We start from the raw sequence: 18,573 nt of genomic DNA, 5'->3' as shown, positions 1-18,573 counted from the left end.
TATTTTATTAGTATGAAGATGGTTTTCTTATACAGTGGACCGTTCATATTTACCTTCCTATGAGAACTCTATCTCTACCCCTAGCTAGGTTGTATCGTGCTTTTTAGGCTAGCGTCACAGTTGGAAAGGATAAAATTAATCCTTGAATACCCCATAGTAAAGGAGTCTGAAAAGATGGTGAATGAGTATTTCTCGACGGAATCTACTTCCAATCCGCAAAAATCTACGATTACTAATAAACTGTCAAAAATAATCGAAAGTGTATCCCAACTCAGTCCAGACGAATTAGAGCCGCAAAAACATTTTTTAGAACTGGGTTTAGACTCTATTCTTCTATCTCAGGTTAGACACAGCATTAAAAGTACGTTTGGCTTGGATATCCCAATGAACGAGTTTTTTGAATCACTGACTACGCTGGAGTTGCTGACAAACTATATTGATGATAGGGTAACCTCGACCTCTGAAGAATTGACCCGGAATTCGGAGGAGCTTCAGTTGACTGCGTCGTCCAGTGTCACCTCTTCGGTGCCTTCCGTCTTGCCGGACTGGAGTCAAAAATCCACTATCCCTATAGAAGATCCTGCATCCCATGAAAGCAAGCTATCAAATAAGGATGTATTTGCGGGGAGAGAACGAATTTTAGAAATGCAACTTCAACTCATGTCGCAGCAGATGGAAATACTGTGTCAATCTCGGCTTGCACCAGTGGCAATGCCTGAATCGCATTCACTACAAATTGCTGTCGAGCCTCAGACATCCGCGATGAAGGAGGTAGCTGCCACAGTTACTTCTGTTTCCCCCGTACAGGCTTCCATGTCAGCTGTTTTGCCAGACAGAAAAAAAACGAAAGCATTTGTTCCCTATCAAAAAATAAATGTACAAACCCATAATTCACTTTCACTTAGGCAGGAAAAGCATCTGCAAAAGCTGATTGAACATTACACGATGCGCACACGAAAAACCAAAGAATATACTCAGCAATACAGATCTGTATACGCCAATAACCGGAATGTGGCCGGATTTAGGCTTGCTCTCAAGGAAATGGTGTATCAGATTATATCCCAACGTGCAGAGGGTTCTAAAATTTGGGATTTGGATGGTAATGAATATATTGATTTGACGATGGGGTTTGGGGTCAATTTGTTTGGTCACAACCCATCCTTTATTCGTGAATCGATAGTAAAGGAAATACATAACGGGATGTGCCTTGGACCGATGTCTAATATGGCCGGGCAGATTGCCGAAAAAATTTGCAAAATGACAGGCATGGAACGAATTGCGCTATATAACTCGGGGACAGAGGCGATTATGGTCGCTCTTCGGTTAGCACGGGCTGCCACCGGGCGGGATAAAGTGGTGATTTTTTCTGGTTCCTATCACGGTACCTTTGATGGAATATTGGCATTGGGGGGAGCAACGGATGACAGGGAACAACATTCCACTCCTCTGGCACCTGGTGTACTACAGCACATGGTGGACGATGTCGTTGTGCTCAGCTATGGAACGGACGAGTCACTCCAATATATCCGCTCCCATGCCCATGCACTGGCTGCTGTTCTCATAGAGCCAGTGCAGAGTCGCCGCCCTGATTTCCAGCCCGCAGCTTTTCTGAAGGAAGTACGCCAGATTACGGAGCAATCCGGGACCGCGTTCATTTTTGATGAGGTAATTACGGGCTTCCGTATTCAGCCGGGGGGTGCGCAGGCGTGGTACGGCATTGAAGCCGACCTTGTAACTTACGGTAAAATCATTGGCGGCGGTCTTCCGATCGGTATCGTGGCAGGGAAAGCATCGTTCATGGATGGAATTGATGGAGGAATGTGGAGCTTCGGAGATGACTCTTATCCACCGCATGAGCAACAGCGAACGTTTGTAGCGGGAACTTTTTGCCATCACCCCCTGGCTATGGCAGCTTCGCTGGCCGTACTAGAGCGGTTGGAGAAGGACAAGGGGCAACTGAATAACGAGCTGAATAGTCGTACGAAGGCGCTCGCAGCAGAACTGAACCACTATTTTACGGAGGAACAGATACCTATAAAGGTCGTTTACTTCGGTTCCTTGTTCCGCTTCGTCCTTAAAGGTGACTTGGAACTATTCTTCTATCACATGCTGGATAAAGGAATTTATATATGGGAAGGCCGTAACTGTTTTTTGTCAACGGCTCATACTTCGGAAGATATGGAGCGAATTGTACAGGCAATTAAAGAGAGCGTTAATGAGCTGCGTAAAGGAGGATTTCTGCCGGATCTGCACCCTCATGAAAGCGATCTAAACAAGGCTTTTTTTCCTGAAACTGCAACTGCAGACCTTAAGGAATCGACGATTAAGCTGACTCCGGATCAGAAGCAGTTATGGTTCGCCTCAGTCTCGGATTCAAAGGGGTCGGAGTCGCTTCATGAGACTGTTTTACTGCGTTTCCGGGGCCCGCTACATGTTAAGGAATTTAATGAGGCTGTCCATCACATCGTTGAGCGCCACGAAGCCTTACGCACCTTTATGGGGGAGGACGGAGAAACGCAGATCATCGCCCCGGCAATGACCGTTAGCATCCCGCTGCATGATATCAGCAGTCTTTCTGGAGAGGAGCAGAAACACGATATCCGTGCTTGGATGGAGAAGGACAGGGAGACCGTATTCCCAATAAGTGCGGGGGAACCTTTATTCCGTATCCAGCTTTTAAAAACGTCGAATGAGAAGCACATCGCTGCATTTACATTTCATCATCTGATTGCAGATGGCTGGTCCATCGGTGTGTTTTTCCATGAACTGGAACAACTTTATTCCGCTTGTGTACGGGGCGAACGCTGCACGCTTCCCGATCCTGTTCCGTTCCGAGTTTTCGCAGCATGGCAGCAAAACCAGTTAGAGGCAGGTGGAGCAGCTGCCCTTGCTTTTTGGTCGGATGTACTTGCGAAGCCATTGCCAGTTCTTGACTTGCCGTCTCTCCAACGCAACATCAGCTCTCCTTCTTCGCGCGGAGCACGGCACACCATTGTGGTGGATGCGCCTCTGGTGAAGCAACTGAAATCAGTCAGTATTCGGCTTGGCAACAGCTTGTTTGTGACTTTATTGTCTGCTTTTCAGCTTTTCTTGCACAGACTGACAGGCCAAAATCAAATAATAGTAGGTATTCCAACCGCAGGGCAATCTCATATGGGTGTGTCCCCGCTAATTGGCCACTGCGTTAACTTGCTTCCAGTGATTTGTGAGGTAGACTCTGGAGCAACGTTCACGGAATTCACGCAGACGGTCAAGCGAGTAATGCATACGCTGGATGCTTATCAGAAATACAGCTTTGCCGGACTTGCCCAGTTAGGATTAAGCCATTTGCCCATTCTTAAGGTGTTGTTCAATATGGATAGGCCCATTCCGGAGTTTCACTATTACGGACTGGAAACAGAATTGTTGGAGCATGAAATATTGTCCTGTCAGTATGAGTTGTTTCTGAATGTTACGGAGTCTGGTCAGCAGTTGCGGCTTGATTTTGACTATGCTGCGAGTCTTTTTCAACAAGACACTATAGAGGTATGGGCGCAATACTTTTTACATCTGCTGAGCTCGATTGTGCAGGAAGACGGAATGCGTGTATCTGCGCTGTCTTTGCTTAGAAGTACGCAAAGGGAGCGGCTTCTGGAAGTGTGGGCGACATACGCGGATTCTAAAGGGAATTATCCTTGTATCTTGGACAAATATAAACATCCGTCTCCTACGGGTACCATCGGACAAGTATATTTGGCCACATCCGCTGGTTTACTGGGAACGACGCTGGAATGGGCTTATGTCGAGGTTGGAGGGAGAATTCGACATATTGGTGCAGTTAACCGAGATGTTCTTATTCGCGGGCATCAAGTGAATCTTGAGCAGATAGAGAAACATATTTTGCGAGCACTGGATTTGGATGCCTGTGTTTTGACGGCACGGAAAGACGGCGAGAGCAGTAACTCATCGTATCTAGTGGCTTATATAGTGGACAATAATTCTAATTCGTGGGATATAGCGAAGCTGAAAGAGAGTGTAAGCTCAATACTTCCTGATTATGGGCAACCTCGCTTTTGGGTTTTGATGGATAGCATCCCTCTTTTGGCTGATGGGAAGCCGGATTTTCAATCATTACCGAAACCAGAAGATATCAGGATAGAGGACTCGCAGAAGCAGGTTTCTGACGGTAATATGATTGAGGACAAACTGATATCCATATGTAAGGAAGTTTTGAATGTATCTAATATCGGATACAACGATAATTTTTTTCAAATGGGTGGAGACTCCTTAAAAGCGACTGTTATTCTAAGCAGAATTAACAAGGAATTCGAAGTATATATTCCGCTGGTACAAATTTTACATTTGCAAACGATTGCACAACTGGCGGCACATGTAAGAGGAGGACAAAAGCGAAAGTTTGAGCCGCTTGTTCCGGCAGATTTACAGCCCTTTTATCCGGTATCTCCCGCTCAAAAAAGAATGTATGTGCTGGATCAACTGGGTGGAGGTGCAGCGTATCATGTATCGGGTCAACTGCATATAGAGGGAGAGTTACACGTTTCCAGGTTCATTGATGCAGTGAAGGAGGTTTTTTCACGGCATGAATCCTTTCGGACGTATTTTGAGTTAGTAGACGGGGAAACCGTGCAGAAGGTACAGGATATGCTTTCACTGGACATTCCTGTTACTCCAATTTCCGAAGAGGATGCTAATCACGCCCATGAACTGTTTATTCAGCCTTTTGACCTGAGTAAGGCTCCTTTAATTCGTGCTGAGCTGTTCGCAATCCATCGTGACCAGTTTATGTTGCTGGTCGATATGCACCATATCATTTCAGACGGCTTCTCAATGGCAGTATTAATGGATGAGATCAGCACGCGGTATCAGGGTATGCCACTTGCCCCCATTGACGTGCACTACAAAGACTATGTCGTTTGGCAAAAACAACATTATGCCGGAAACAGCCAAGCAAAGGATGAAGCATTTTGGTTAGACACGTTGGACGGCGAGCTCCCTGTATTAGACCTGCCAACTGACTTTGCTCGTCCGCCAAGTCAGAGCTTCGCAGGGGACAGTCTTATCGTCAATGTGCAACCCAAGCTGACGGAAAGACTAAATCAATTGGGAAGAGATACGGGAGCAACGCTCTTTATGGTGCTTTTAGCAGCTTATAATGTGCTGTTAAGTAAATACTCTGGGCAAGAGGACATCCTCGTAGGTACGCCGGCAGCGGGTAGAGGACATGCGGATACGGAAGCGATGATCGGCATGTTTGTGAATACTTTAGTTCTCCGTAATCGACCGCTAGCGTCCCAGCCATTCAGTGCTTTCCTGGAGGACGTCAAACATAACACTCTGCTTGCGTTGGAGCACCAGGAATATCCATTTGAACAACTGGTCGACCAACTGGATCGAGTACGCGATGTAAGCCGCAATCCCATCTTTGATACGATGTTCAGTCTGCAAAATAAGGGAACAGAGGTCATTGAATTCGAGGGACTTCGTTTGCAACCGAATGAGTTTAATGCAGGTGTATCGAAGTTCGATCTTTCATTACATGTAACGGAAACTCAAGACCATTTAACTTTCACCTGGGAGTATTCGACCAGCCTGTTTAAGTTGGAGACGATTGAGCGAATTGCCCTCCATTATATAAAAGTGTTGGAAATCGCAACTCAAGATGTCGGAATTCGCTTGGCTGACATGGATATGCTGACAGAAGAAGATAAGCACTTATTACTATATGAGTTCAACAACACCTCTGCCTATTTTCCGCGGGATGCAACGATTCATGGAAGGTTTGAGCAGCAGGTTAGCAGGACTCCAGATGACATGGCAATCATATTTGGAGATAAGTGTATGACTTACCAAGAGTTGAATGAGCTGGCGAATCGTTTAGCGCGAACGCTGCGGGCGGAAGGAGTGGGACCGGATCAGCCGGTGGGGATTATCGCTCAGCGTTCACCTGAGATGATGATTGGCATCTATGCAATTCTAAAAGCGGGTGGAGCTTATGTACCCATTGACCCGGGATACCCACAAGAAAGAATTCAATATATGCTTGAAGATTCAAGAACACAACTGGTGCTGACACAACCACAGTTTGCAGAACAGCTGAAGCAATATGCGGACTGCAAGGTAATGGTGCTGGATTATGCTTCCACGATCATGGCTTTGCAAGCGTCGAGGTCGACGGAGCCTATGACAGACTGCATGAGTAGCTGGCATGAAGATGCCTCCAACCTTGCGCCTCTAGCAGAACCAAACCATGCGGCCTATATCATCTATACATCCGGTTCCACAGGGAAACCGAAAGGGGTTATTGTTGAGCACCGCTCCGTCGTGAATCGGCTCTGCTGGATGCACAATAGATATGGGCTGAACGTAGAAGATACGATTTTGCAAAAAACTGCCTTTACTTTTGACGTATCCGTATGGGAGTTGTTCTGGTGGTCGATGGTGGGCTCTAAAGTAAGCTTGTTGCCAATCGGCGGAGAAAAGTCTCCCGAACAGATCCTGAACACGATTAATGAAGACAAGGTAAGCACCCTTCATTTTGTACCCGCGATGCTGCATATTTTTCTGGAATATCTGGAGCAGCAACCAAGGGAAGTCGTGCAAGCCAAATTGAAAACGCTAAAGCATGTATTTGCCAGCGGCGAAGCATTGCCTCCTCAGCAGGTGGCGCGTTTCTATCGAATTATGTCAGGGATTGGAAGCGCAAAACTAATTAACTTGTATGGTCCAACAGAAGCTACTGTAGACGTTTCATTCTTTGAATGCGAGCCTGTGGAAGAGCACTCGGTGATCCCGATCGGTAAACCGATTGATAATATTCATTTGTACGTTGTACAGGAAGGCACGGAGCGATTGCAACCGATTGGAGCGGTGGGAGAACTTTGTATCAGTGGTATAGGAGTAGCCCGGGGCTATCTTAATCGACCGGAATTGACAAAGGAGAAGTTCGCTACCAATCCGTTTAACAGTGGAGCGGAGGGTTATGAGCGGATGTACCGCACAGGAGATTTGGCGCGTTGGATGCCTGACGGCAACATTGAATATCTGGGGCGGATCGATCAACAGGTTAAAGTAAGAGGATACCGCATTGAACTGGGTGAGATTGAAGCGCAGTTGCTGTCCGTAGACGGAATCCAGTCAGCAGTGGTCGTAGCGCGGAAAAACAAAGACGGCTACAAGGATTTGTGTGCATACTTTGTGGCTTCTGAGCCATTAAGTCCGCTAGACGTGCAAAATGCGCTCAAGCAGAAGCTGCCGTTTTATATGATTCCAGCATATGTGGTGCCTCTGCAGCAGCTTCCTCTTACGGCCAATGGAAAAACTGACCGAAAAGCTTTACCTGAGCCGGACCGAGATGACTCTTTACAAACGGAATATGTTTCCCCGAGAAATGATGTGGAAAAGGCGCTGGTCATGGTATGGCAAGACGTTTTGGGATGTGATCATATAGGCGTTCGAGATCATTTTTTTCTGCTTGGCGGCGATTCTATTAAGGCCGTTCAGGTGGCCTCACGTCTGCGTCAGCATGGTTATTCCCTTGACATTTCTCTTTTGATGGAGCACCCGTTCATTGAGGATCTCAGCAAGCTTGTGACAACTTTGTTCCGCTACACAGACCAGAATTCGATACATGGAGAGATTCCAATAACATCGATTCAGCGGCAGTTGAATGAACTGGGTACATTTTACACCTTGCGTACGACAACATCCATGCTATTTGCGGGTAACCCGGACTTCGATGAGGATCTGTTACGGTCTGTGCTGCAAACATTGACTACTCATCACGAGGGACTACGGCTTGGTCTGGCGTCGATCGATGAGCCGAATATCCTTATGTACCGAGATGAAAATGAAGAACTGTTCACACTTGATGTGTTCTCACTTGCAGATGATGACCATCAAGCTAGCAAGCAATTACAGACCGAATGCTTCCGAATTCAAAACAGTTATAGAATGTTTGAGGGACCCAGAGTGCGCGCAGGCTTATTCCGGATGTCGGGCTCCGACCAGTTCTTCCTTTCTGTAGATCCGCTAGTGGCTGATCCCACATCTTGGCGTATCCTGCTTGAGGATTTCACAACTGCCTATGAACAAGCTCTCAACGGGGAACCGATAGTGCTTCCTGACAAAACAGATTCTTACCGCTCCTGGATGCGGTGGCTAGAAGACTATGCAGACAGCAAAAAGCTGGCCAAAGAGAAACTCTATTGGCTGGATAAGGTTCATTTCAATGGCGAATTTATACCGAAGGACCATAAGGCACCTGCACATTCAGAAACACTTCGTCCAGTAGAACATTGCATCATACAGCTTTCGGACGAGAAAACAAGCCAGCTGTTAACACGGGCTAACCAAACCTATAATACGGTGACCGCTGAGTTACTGCTTGCTGCATTGGGACTGACTATAGTGGAATGGTCTGGGCAGTCTAAGATCGCCATTGGATTTGAACATTATGATCGGGAGCAACAAACGGTGACTTTGGACAAACCGGACCTTTCAAGAACCGTAGGTCAATTCGGTTCCATATATCCGCTTGTCCTGGATATGGAGCCTGGGAAAGACAGTTCTCTTTTGCTCAGAAACGTTAAAGAGACAGTCCGGCAAGTACCCAACCAGGGTTTAGGATATGGATTACTAAAATATGGATCTGCAACCTCCGGTAAATCGGAACTTAATGCTAAGTATTACCCGGAAATTGGCTTCCGCTTGATTCATTCTGAATCGGTTAGTTCCTCTCACTTTCATACATCACCTATGGATGTTGAATTATGGTCCGACCAGAATTGTAGCGTTTCAGATTTAGCCTATCACCTCTATCTGGATGGGCGGCTGAAAGACGGTAAGCTTTCCATCTGCATGCTTTATAACCGTCAAGCGTATGAAGCAGATACTATCCGAATGCTTCTGTTGCGTTTTGAACATCATTTGTCGGGCATTATTCAGCATTGTCTGGACCAATCCGGACGGCAACTAACACCATCGGATGTGGGAGCACGTGGTTTGGATCTGGATGAGTTTGAAGACATGAAGCAGTTTTATGAGAATCTATAACGATTCGTACGAGGAGGATATCCATGATCAAAGGACTTGAAATTGAAAAAGTGGTCAACTTGACTCCCTTACAGGAAGGAATGCTCGTCCATGCGCTGATGGAACCAGAATCACAGGCTTATTACGAGCAATTACGTATTTCTATTCGAGGAGATCTGGATTGGAATGCCCTACAAAAAAGCTTTCAGTTACTGGTTCAGCGTCATGAAACGCTGCGCTCGAACATTTATCATAAATCCGCTTCTCGTTCGCGGCTGATTGTCTTTAAAAAGCGAAACACGGCGATTACTTACGAAAATATGACAGAGCTGACCGGAAAGGAGCAAGCCGACGCTATTCGTAGATTTATGGATGTGGACCGTAACACCCATTACGATTTGAGCAGGGATATGCTCATCCGGATGGCTGTACTTCAGACGGATAAAGATGCTTATACGTTGCTTTTAAGTTTTCACCATATTATTATGGACGGCTGGTGTCTTGGCATCATAATGGACGAGTTGTTAACGGCCTATGAGGCCTATCGTACAGGCCGTTCCGTTCAATTGCCTGAACCACGACCTTACACCGGGTATGCCGACTGGCTTGAAGAACAGGATCAGGAGGCGGCCAAGGACTACTGGCGTTCTGAATTACAAGGTTACGAACAAACGGCCGGACTTCCGATGCTAAAAACTCCAGCTACAACTCCTGAAAAAGGCGGCTATCTGCTGCAGGAATATAGAACGACGCTGACGGAAACAGAGACCAGCACTTTGCGTACGATTGCTGAATGCAATGGGACCACGCTTAGCAGTCTTTTTCTGGCCGCCTGGGGAATTGTACTTGGTCGTTACAACGGAAGCAAGGACGTAGTTTTTGGCACGGTGGTATCTGGCCGCCCGTCGGAATTGGATGAAGTAGAGCGAATTGTGGGATTGTTTATTAATACCATTCCATTACGAATTAGATTAAATGAAGAAAAGAGTTTTGTTGAATTATTGCGCGATGTCCAGAGAGCCTCTGTCCAAGGAAGGATGAACGGATACTGTTCACTTGCTGAAATCCAGTCGCAATCTGCACTCAAGCAACGCTTGCTCGATCATATCGTTGTATTCGAGAACTATCCGCTGGAAAACATGGTCGGGAGACGGGACTGGCAAGACAAACTCGGATTCATTATTGAAGACGCCCGGTTATTCGAAGAAATACCGTATGACTTTAATATTGAAGTTGAAGACAAGAAGGCAATGAGTTTCATATTGTCCTATAACGGCAAGGTCTATAGCAGTGAAGCGATGAAGCATCTGGCCCATCATTTGAAGCATGTCTTCCTCCAAATTGCCAGCAATCCAGATGTTTGCCTCCGTGATGTTCGGCTGTTAACAACCGAAGAAGAGGCTAATATGACGAAAATATGGAGCGGACCCATTGTCCAGTTTCCTGCACTTACTTTTCACGGGATATTCGAAGCGCAGACGGAGCGTACACCAGAACGAGCGGCCGTCATATATGAAGATACGATGCTCACTTACAGACAACTTAATGATAGGGCAGACGCTCTTGCCCATCTTTTGCAGAAGCGTGGAATTACACGGGAGAGTCTGGTCGCTGTCATGGTTGACAGGTCTGTTGAGATGATAGTGGCGGTGCTGGGAATTATGAAAGCAGGAGCTGCCTATGTGCCAGTAGATCCCGTGTATCCAGAAGAACGTATTGAATATATGCTGCGTGACTGCGGAACGACGATTGTGCTTACGCAATCTCACCTGACGGGCTGGCTGAAAACAATTGATTTCATGGGCGAGGTAGTCGATCTCGCTACGTTGCCACTCCAGCCCGAGAAGGATTTGGACAAGCAGTATATCTCCACATATGAGCCTGGCTCTTTGGCGTATGTCATTTATACATCGGGTACCACAGGTAAGCCCAAAGGCGTTATGGTTGAACATCAACAATATGTCAACACTGCACTCGGCTACAGACACAGCCAAGGATTCAAAGATTTCCCAGTTAAGCTACTGCAAATTGCCAGCATGTCGTTTGATGTGTTTGCATGCGATTTGGCCAAGGCATTTGTCAATGGAGGTACCTTAGTCATTTGTCCTGAAAACGTGAGAAATGATCCAGCTGCCCTGGCTACACTGTTGGAGCAGCAGAAGATTACTACGTTTGAGACGCCTCCTGTGCTTTTAGCTCTGCTATTGAATTACATCTATGAGCACGGTACAAATATCAGTTCACTAAAGCTGCTTACTACTGGAGCAGATAGCTTGGCTGTTGCAGATTACCGTAAGATGTTGACCCGTTTTGGCAGCAAGATGCGAATTATTAATACGTATGGAGTTACCGAAGCCGCAATCGAGTCTAGCTTTTATGAGAACGAGCTGGAAAAATTGCCGCTGTCCGGTATTGTGCCTATCGGCAGAGCTCTACCGAATCATAAGTTATACATTGTTGATGACAGGATGCGTCCGGTCCCTGTCGGTGTAACGGGCGAGCTGTGTATTGGTGGGGCTTCTGTAGCGCGGGGATATCTGAACAGACCGGAGCTTACAGCGGAGAAATTCGTGTCTGATCCTTTCTCGCCCGGTGGACGCTTGTATCGTACGGGGGATCTGGCACGCTGGCAGCCAGATGGAAATATAGATTTTATCGGGCGAGCTGACTACCAATATAAAATTCGCGGATACCGGATTGAGCCTGGAGAAATTGAATCTATTTTGCTCGAAACGGAAGGAGTACGCCAGGCGGTTGTTGTTGATCGACTGGACACGGCGGGACAAAAGTACTTATGTGCCTATGTTGCAGGTGCAGCTGAGAAAGACATGCTGCGAGATAAACTGGCTCAGCAGTTACCAGTCTACATGGTTCCAGCTCAAATCATTGTATTGGAACAGTTGCCATTGACCCATAACGGGAAAATAGACCGATCCAATCTGCCCGAACCGGATGAAATAGCATCGGTGGATAGCATATATGAGGCACCACAGGATGAATTGGAAAAAACAATCGCTTTGATCTGGGAAGAAGTGATTGGCGTTAAACCAATTGGATTACACAACAACTTTTTCGAGCTTGGCGGGGACTCGATTAAAGCATTGCAAATTGCAATCCGCTTAAATGCCAAAGGCCTGAAAATGGAAGTAAAGGACTTATTCCGTTACCCTGAAATTCACTTGATAGCACCGTTTATAAAAAAAATCACCCGTATCATTCCCCAGGGGATTGTAGAAGGTGAGGTAGAATTGACACCTATTCAACTCGATTTTTTTCAGCATCATCGGAGAGATCGTCACCATTATAATCAGGCAGTCATGCTGCAAAATGATAGAGGATGGAATGAATTATGGCTGAAAAACGCTATGGACAAGCTGGTAGCTCATCACGATGTATTACGCATCATTTTTGTGAAAGAGGAAAAGGGAACCACCGCCTATAACAGGGGAGTGAACGAAGGTGAGTTCTTTACATTAACGAGCTATGATTTGACACAATCAAGCCAGCCTGAAGAAGAAATCCGACACATTGGTGATGAGCTGCAAAGCAGTTTGGATCTGCAACGAGGTCCTCTCATACGTTTGGCTTTATTCCATTTATCCGGTGAAGATCATCTGATGATCGTTATCCACCATCTTATTGTAGACGGTGTGTCTTGGAGAATTTTGCTGGAAGATTTGGGCACCGCCTATGATCAGGTAGCTCGGGGTGAGATGCCGAATCTGCCCGCCAAGACTGATGCTTACAAAGAGTGGGCTTCAGGACTGACCACTTACGCCGAAAGTGTACAGGTACGCCAAGAAATCAGCTACTGGAACAATGTAGATTCACGCAGGATACGTCGGTTGCCAAGAGATCATGAAATCGCGGTTAGCCTGATGCAAGATCGACGCCAAGCGGAGGTGGTACTCAGCAGGGATGAGACGGAAAAGCTATTGAAGCATGTACATCATGCCTATCATACGGAAATGAATGATCTGTTGCTTACAGCCTTGGGCCTGGCTTTTTATGAATGGAGCGGTTACAACGAAATCCCGATTTTGCTGGAGGGACACGGCAGGGAGGAGATCATTAAAGATTTGGACATCTCTCGTACAGTCGGCTGGTTTACCTCCCTGTATCCCTTTGTAATCGAGGTCAACAGACCCGAGAACTTGGCCTATCAGATCAAAATGGTTAAAGATAAGCTGCGGCGGGTGCCTAATAAGGGCGTCGGTTATGGTATTTTACGTTATTTGACCAAGGACCAGACTAAAGCCGCTTCTCTAGTAGCTGCACCATTCCCGGAAATCAGCTTCAATTATTTGGGACAATTCGACGAAGAAAACAAGACAGACATGCCTTGGCGTATTTCCCGATTAGCAAACTTAGCCAATGGTGAGAGAAGCCCGCGTGCGGAAAAGACGAATACATTTGATATTAACGGCATGATCACGAACGGAATCCTTCGGTTTGAATTTGAATATAACGGGCTTGAATATGGTGTAGCGACGGTAGATCGATTAACGATCGGCTTTAAAAAACATCTATTGAATATTATCCATCATTGTTGCACTAAAGATCAGGCGGAGCGCAGCCCTACGGATTTTACATATAATCAATTGTCTATGGGGCAATTTGAACAAATATCAAGCCGATTATCGGATAAGTTGGGAAATCTGTTGAAATAAAGGATATCAGCAAGTTGAAACTCAAATTCTGCATGGATAAAGGAAAGGTGAATGATTTGGCACAGGTAAATATTAAAGATATCTATCCGCTATCCCCGATGCAGGAGGGAATGTTGTTTCATTCCATCCTCGACGCAAAATCAGAAGCTTACTTTGAGCAGACCGTTATTACCTTTAATGAAGTGCTAGATGTTCATTTGGTTCAGCAAAGCTTGCAGCAGCTCATGAATCGATATGATATATTCCGTACCATTTTTATGTATAAAGAAACAGAACGTCCGCTTCAAATTGTCCTGGAAGAACGTGAAGCGTTGCCTGTTCATTTCGAAAATATCAGTGTTTTTCCTGAAGCTGAGAAAAGGGGGCATTTTACTGACTTTTTAAAGACAGAGCGTCAAGTGGGTTTTGACTTGGAAAAAGATGTTCCGATTCGGCTTGCCCTGTTTCAATGGGATGATGACTCTTGCAGGCTTGTCTGGAGTGTCCATCACATTATAATGGATGGTTGGTGCATGGGAACGGTAGCCCAGGAATTTTTTACCATGTATACTTCCCTTCGGTCCGGAATGCCTGCACAATTGGATACGGTATATCCGTACAGCAGTTTTATTCAGTGGCTAGAGCAACAGGACAAGGAAGAAGCGACAGCCTATTGGCGGGGATATTTAAATGGGCTTGAAAATGAAACAATTTTGCCGGGTTATAACCGTCCATTGAATCCAATCTTCGAAGCAGAACGTTACACATGCAAGCTGGGTAAAGAACTGACTCAAGGAATGGAGAGAATAGCTAAACACTACCACACGACAGTCAGCACTGTATTTCAGACGGTATGGGGATTATTGCTTCAAATGTACAACCACAGCCGGGATGTTGTGTTCGGGTCCGTAGTATCCGGCAGACCAGATGAAGTTCCGGGAATTGAAAATATGGTTGGATTGTTCATTAACACAATACCAACACGCATAACCAGTGATGCGGACCAGAGATTCTCAGATCTGCTGATATCTGTGCAAAACTCCAACATCGAGTCTACTCAGTACTCTTATTCTTCCTTAGCAGATATTCAGAATCACACGGATTTGAAACAAAATTTAGTCCGTCATATTGTTGTTTTTGAGAACTATCCTTATTCAGAGGAGCTTATTCATGCTGAAAAAGGGCCTGATACACTTCAGGTTACCGACGTAGAGGATATTGTACAGACCAACTATGATTTTAATGTGATTGTCGTTCCTGGATCACAGTATGAAGTTACATTTAGTTATAATCGGCTGGTTTACGATGAAAATTGGATTAAGCTAATTGCAGCTCATCTTAAACAGGGACTGGAGCAGATTGTTCAACAGCCGGATCTACCGATTTCCGATTTGGAATTTCTGACAACAGAAGAGAAAAGTCAGGTTTTATCCGAATTTAGCGGAGTACAGATCTCATATCCTTCTAGTGATACCATCCATCTTTGTTTTGAAAAACAAGTAGAAAAGACACCGAAGGCAACAGCAATTGTCTGTGAGAACTCCAGTCTGACTTATGCTGAGCTGAATGAACGTGCTAACCGACTGGCTCGTACCCTGCGTAGTTACGGCACCACAACTGATCGGCTAGTTGGACTCATGACTGATCGTTCTATAGATATGGTGATTGGCATTCTTGCTATTCTTAAAGCAGGAGGGGCATATGTACCCATCGATCCGTCATATCCAGAGGAACGTATCCGTTATATATTTGACGATTCCGGTGCAGACCTGCTTTTAACACAAACCCATCTTGTGGAAAAGGTCAAAGAAGCCGCCTTTGGAGGAAAAGTTCTGGTATTGGATGGAGATCCAACTGTATATCACATGGAAGGATCAAATCTGGAAGCCGTATCAGGGGCAAACGACCTAGCCTATGTTATATATACTTCAGGTACTACAGGACAGCCTAAAGGTGTAATGCTGGAGCACCATGGATTGTGTAACCTGAAAACGTATTTTGATGAAACATTGCAGATAAGTCCGTCAGATCATGCCCTACTGTTTGCGAGCTACGCATTTGATGCTGCATGCTGGGAAATATTTCAGGCGCTATTTTGTGGTGCGACACTTTACGTGCCTACTTCGGAAATCATTCTGAACTACAACCAGTTTGAACAGTATATGGCGGAACATAAAATTACGGTAGCGGCATTACCTCCTACCTACGCCGTGTATCTAAACCCAGAACGAATGCCGAATCTGCGTATTCTGTTCACCGCTGGTTCCGCTTCCTCGATGGAGCTTGTAAACAAGTGGAAGGATCAGGTTGCCTATTTTAATGGCTATGGCCCGACAGAAAACTCGGTAGCAACGTCCATTTGGCCGGTGTCGGAACACCCCGGAGCAATCGATACCATTTCTATAGGACGTCCCGTACCCAACCACCGGGTGTACATGATCGATGCTCTTGGTCATCTTTTACCTGCTGGAGTAGCAGGAGAGTTATGTGTATCCGGTCCAGGATTGGCACGCGGTTACTTGCACCGCCCAGAATTAACGGCTGAGCAATTTGTGGTTAATCCGTTTGTAGATGGGGAAGCGGGCTATGAACGCATGTATCGGACAGGCGACCTGGCAAGATGGTTGCCTGACGGTAACATTGAGTACCTGGGCCGGATTGACCATCAGGTCAAAATTCGCGGTTACCGGATTGAACTGGGCGAAGTTGAGGCGGCTATGCTGAAGGCAGATCGCATGCAAGAGGTCATCGTACTGGCACATGCAAACAGCCAAAACCAACACGAACTGGTTGCCTACTACGTGGCGGAACGCGAAGTGACGGGGAGCGAACTTCGCAAGCAGCTGAGTGAAGAACTCCCGAATTATATGGTTCCCTCGCACTTTGTTCAGATGGAGCAAATGCCGCTCACACCTAACGGCAAAATCGACCGTAAGGCATTGCCGGCACCGGAGCAGATTTCCCGTTCCACGCAGGAATATAGGACTCCGCAGACAGCAGAGGAGCAGGCGCTGGCCCATGTGTGGGAGGCTGTACTGGGCGGCGGTCCTGTCGGATTGACGGATCAATTTTTTGATCGGGGCGGGGATTCGATCAAGGCAATTCAGGTATCCTCACGCCTGCTGCAGGCAGGGTATAAGCTGGATATTAAAGACTTGTTTAAGTACCCTGAGGTTGCCGAGCTAGCTACACACCTGCGTGTGTCGGATACCCAATTAGCTGATCAGGAAGAGGTCGACGGAGCTGTGCTGCTGACACCGATTCAGCAGTGGTTTGTGGAACAAGGACAGCCTGTGCCGGACCACTTTAATCAGGCGGTTATGCTTCACCGGGAGCAGGGATTCGAGGAAGAGCCGCTACAACAGGCATTGACGCAATTGGCGGTGCATCATGATGCGTTACGGATGGTATTCCGCAAGGCGGAGCAAGGCTGGGAAGCGTGGAACCGCGGAGTGGAGGAAGGGGCGCTGTATGATCTGGAAGTGGCCGATTTCAAAGACGTGCCGATCGGTCCCGTATTGGGTCAAGCTATAGAAGCCCGGGCCAGTACTATTCAGAGTAGCATCCGACTGGATGAAGGGCCTTTGCTGAAAGCAGGCCTGTTCCACTGCGCTGATGGCGACCATCTGCTACTGGCTATTCATCATATGGTGGTAGACGGCGTATCGTGGCGGATACTGTTGGAGGATTTGTCGAATGCCTATGAGCAGGCTGTACGTGGAGAAGCCATACAGCTCCCGGCCAAAACAGACTCTTTCCAGGTCTGGTCGGAGCGGTTATTAGCCTATGCTGACAGTCCTGAGATGGAAAGTGAGCACGCATACTGGGAGCAAGTGAATAAATTGGCGGCATCCGAGTCTTTAAGACTTACAGAATTGTTGGATTCTAAAAAAACATTGACCATAAATAACACAGCTACTTTGAGCTTGAAATTCACGAAAGAAGAGACTGATCAACTGCTAAAGCAGGCTCATCGCGCGTACAACACAGAAGTGAACGATCTGTTGCTGACGGCGCTCGGCATGACGTTAAGCACTTGGACTGGCAGTGAGCAGGTTGCAATTCTTCTGGAAGGCCATGGCCGGGAAGATATCATGAAGGATACGGATATATCACGAACGGTTGGCTGGTTCACGAGCCAGTACCCGATACTGCTGCGGATTAACGGGGAAGATCATATCTCCGGGCACATCAAACGGATGAAGGAGATGCTACGCGGCATCCCGCATAAAGGGATTGGATACGGCATCTGGAGATATCTCAGCCAGAACGGACCGTCCGAGGCAACATACGCCGAGCCACAGATCAGCTTTAATTATTTGGGCGAATTTGATCAGACGCTGCGGCACAGCGAAACGCACATGTCCCCGTACTCCAGTGGAGCAGATGTTAACGAACTGACCAGAATGCCGTGTTCCCTGGATGTGGGGGGCATTGTAACGGATGAAATGCTTGAGCTGGATATTAGTTATAACACAAAAGTGTTACAGGAAGATAATGTGATAAAACTAGCCAGGGAGCTCAAGCAGAACGTGTTGGAAGTGATCCACCACTGTGTATCACAGGAGCATTCTGAATTGACGCCGAGTGATGTGCTGCTTCCGGGTTTAAGCCTGGAAGCACTGGACCGGATGGTGGAGCAGATTCAGCCTGACGGAGAACTGGAGAATATATATCCCATGACGCCGATGCAAAAAGGAATGCTGTTCCACAACATGCTGGATTCCCAGTCGAGCGCCTATGTAGAGCAGTCCAACTTTGAACTGAAGGGAACGCTGGATCTCGCTGCATTCTCTGCCAGTCTGGACTTGTTGGTGCAGCGTCATTCAGCACTGCGTACCAACTTCCGGAGCGATTTGCAGGACGAGCCGTTGCAAGTGGTGTACCGGAATAA

The 18,573-nt window shown here is 46.7% G+C and carries 3 protein-coding genes; all 3 read left to right on the top strand.

Annotated elements, in window-relative coordinates; translation table 11 throughout:
• Positions 1-177: 177 nt before the first annotated feature.
• Positions 178-9,051, top strand: coding sequence for an amino acid adenylation domain-containing protein (locus tag NLX73_RS23910; RefSeq protein ID WP_483311713.1), 8,874 nt, complete (start codon positions 178-180; stop codon positions 9,049-9,051).
• 23 nt (positions 9,052-9,074) lie between these two features.
• Positions 9,075-13,700: a non-ribosomal peptide synthetase gene (locus NLX73_RS23905; protein WP_254327537.1), complete on the top strand. Its 4,626-nt coding sequence runs from the start codon at positions 9,075-9,077 to the stop codon at positions 13,698-13,700.
• Positions 13,701-13,714: 14 nt separating this feature from the next.
• The coding region (locus NLX73_RS23900; RefSeq protein ID WP_254327536.1) for a non-ribosomal peptide synthetase at positions 13,715-18,573 on the top strand (4,859 nt) is incomplete at its 3' end.

The organism is Paenibacillus sp. CH40 (genome assembly GCF_024213605.1).
Classification (GTDB): Bacteria; Bacillota; Bacilli; order Paenibacillales; family Paenibacillaceae; genus Paenibacillus; species Paenibacillus polymyxa_B.
The sequence above is the reverse complement of the archived record's forward strand: the minus strand, read 5'-3'. Positions and strand labels throughout refer to the sequence as shown.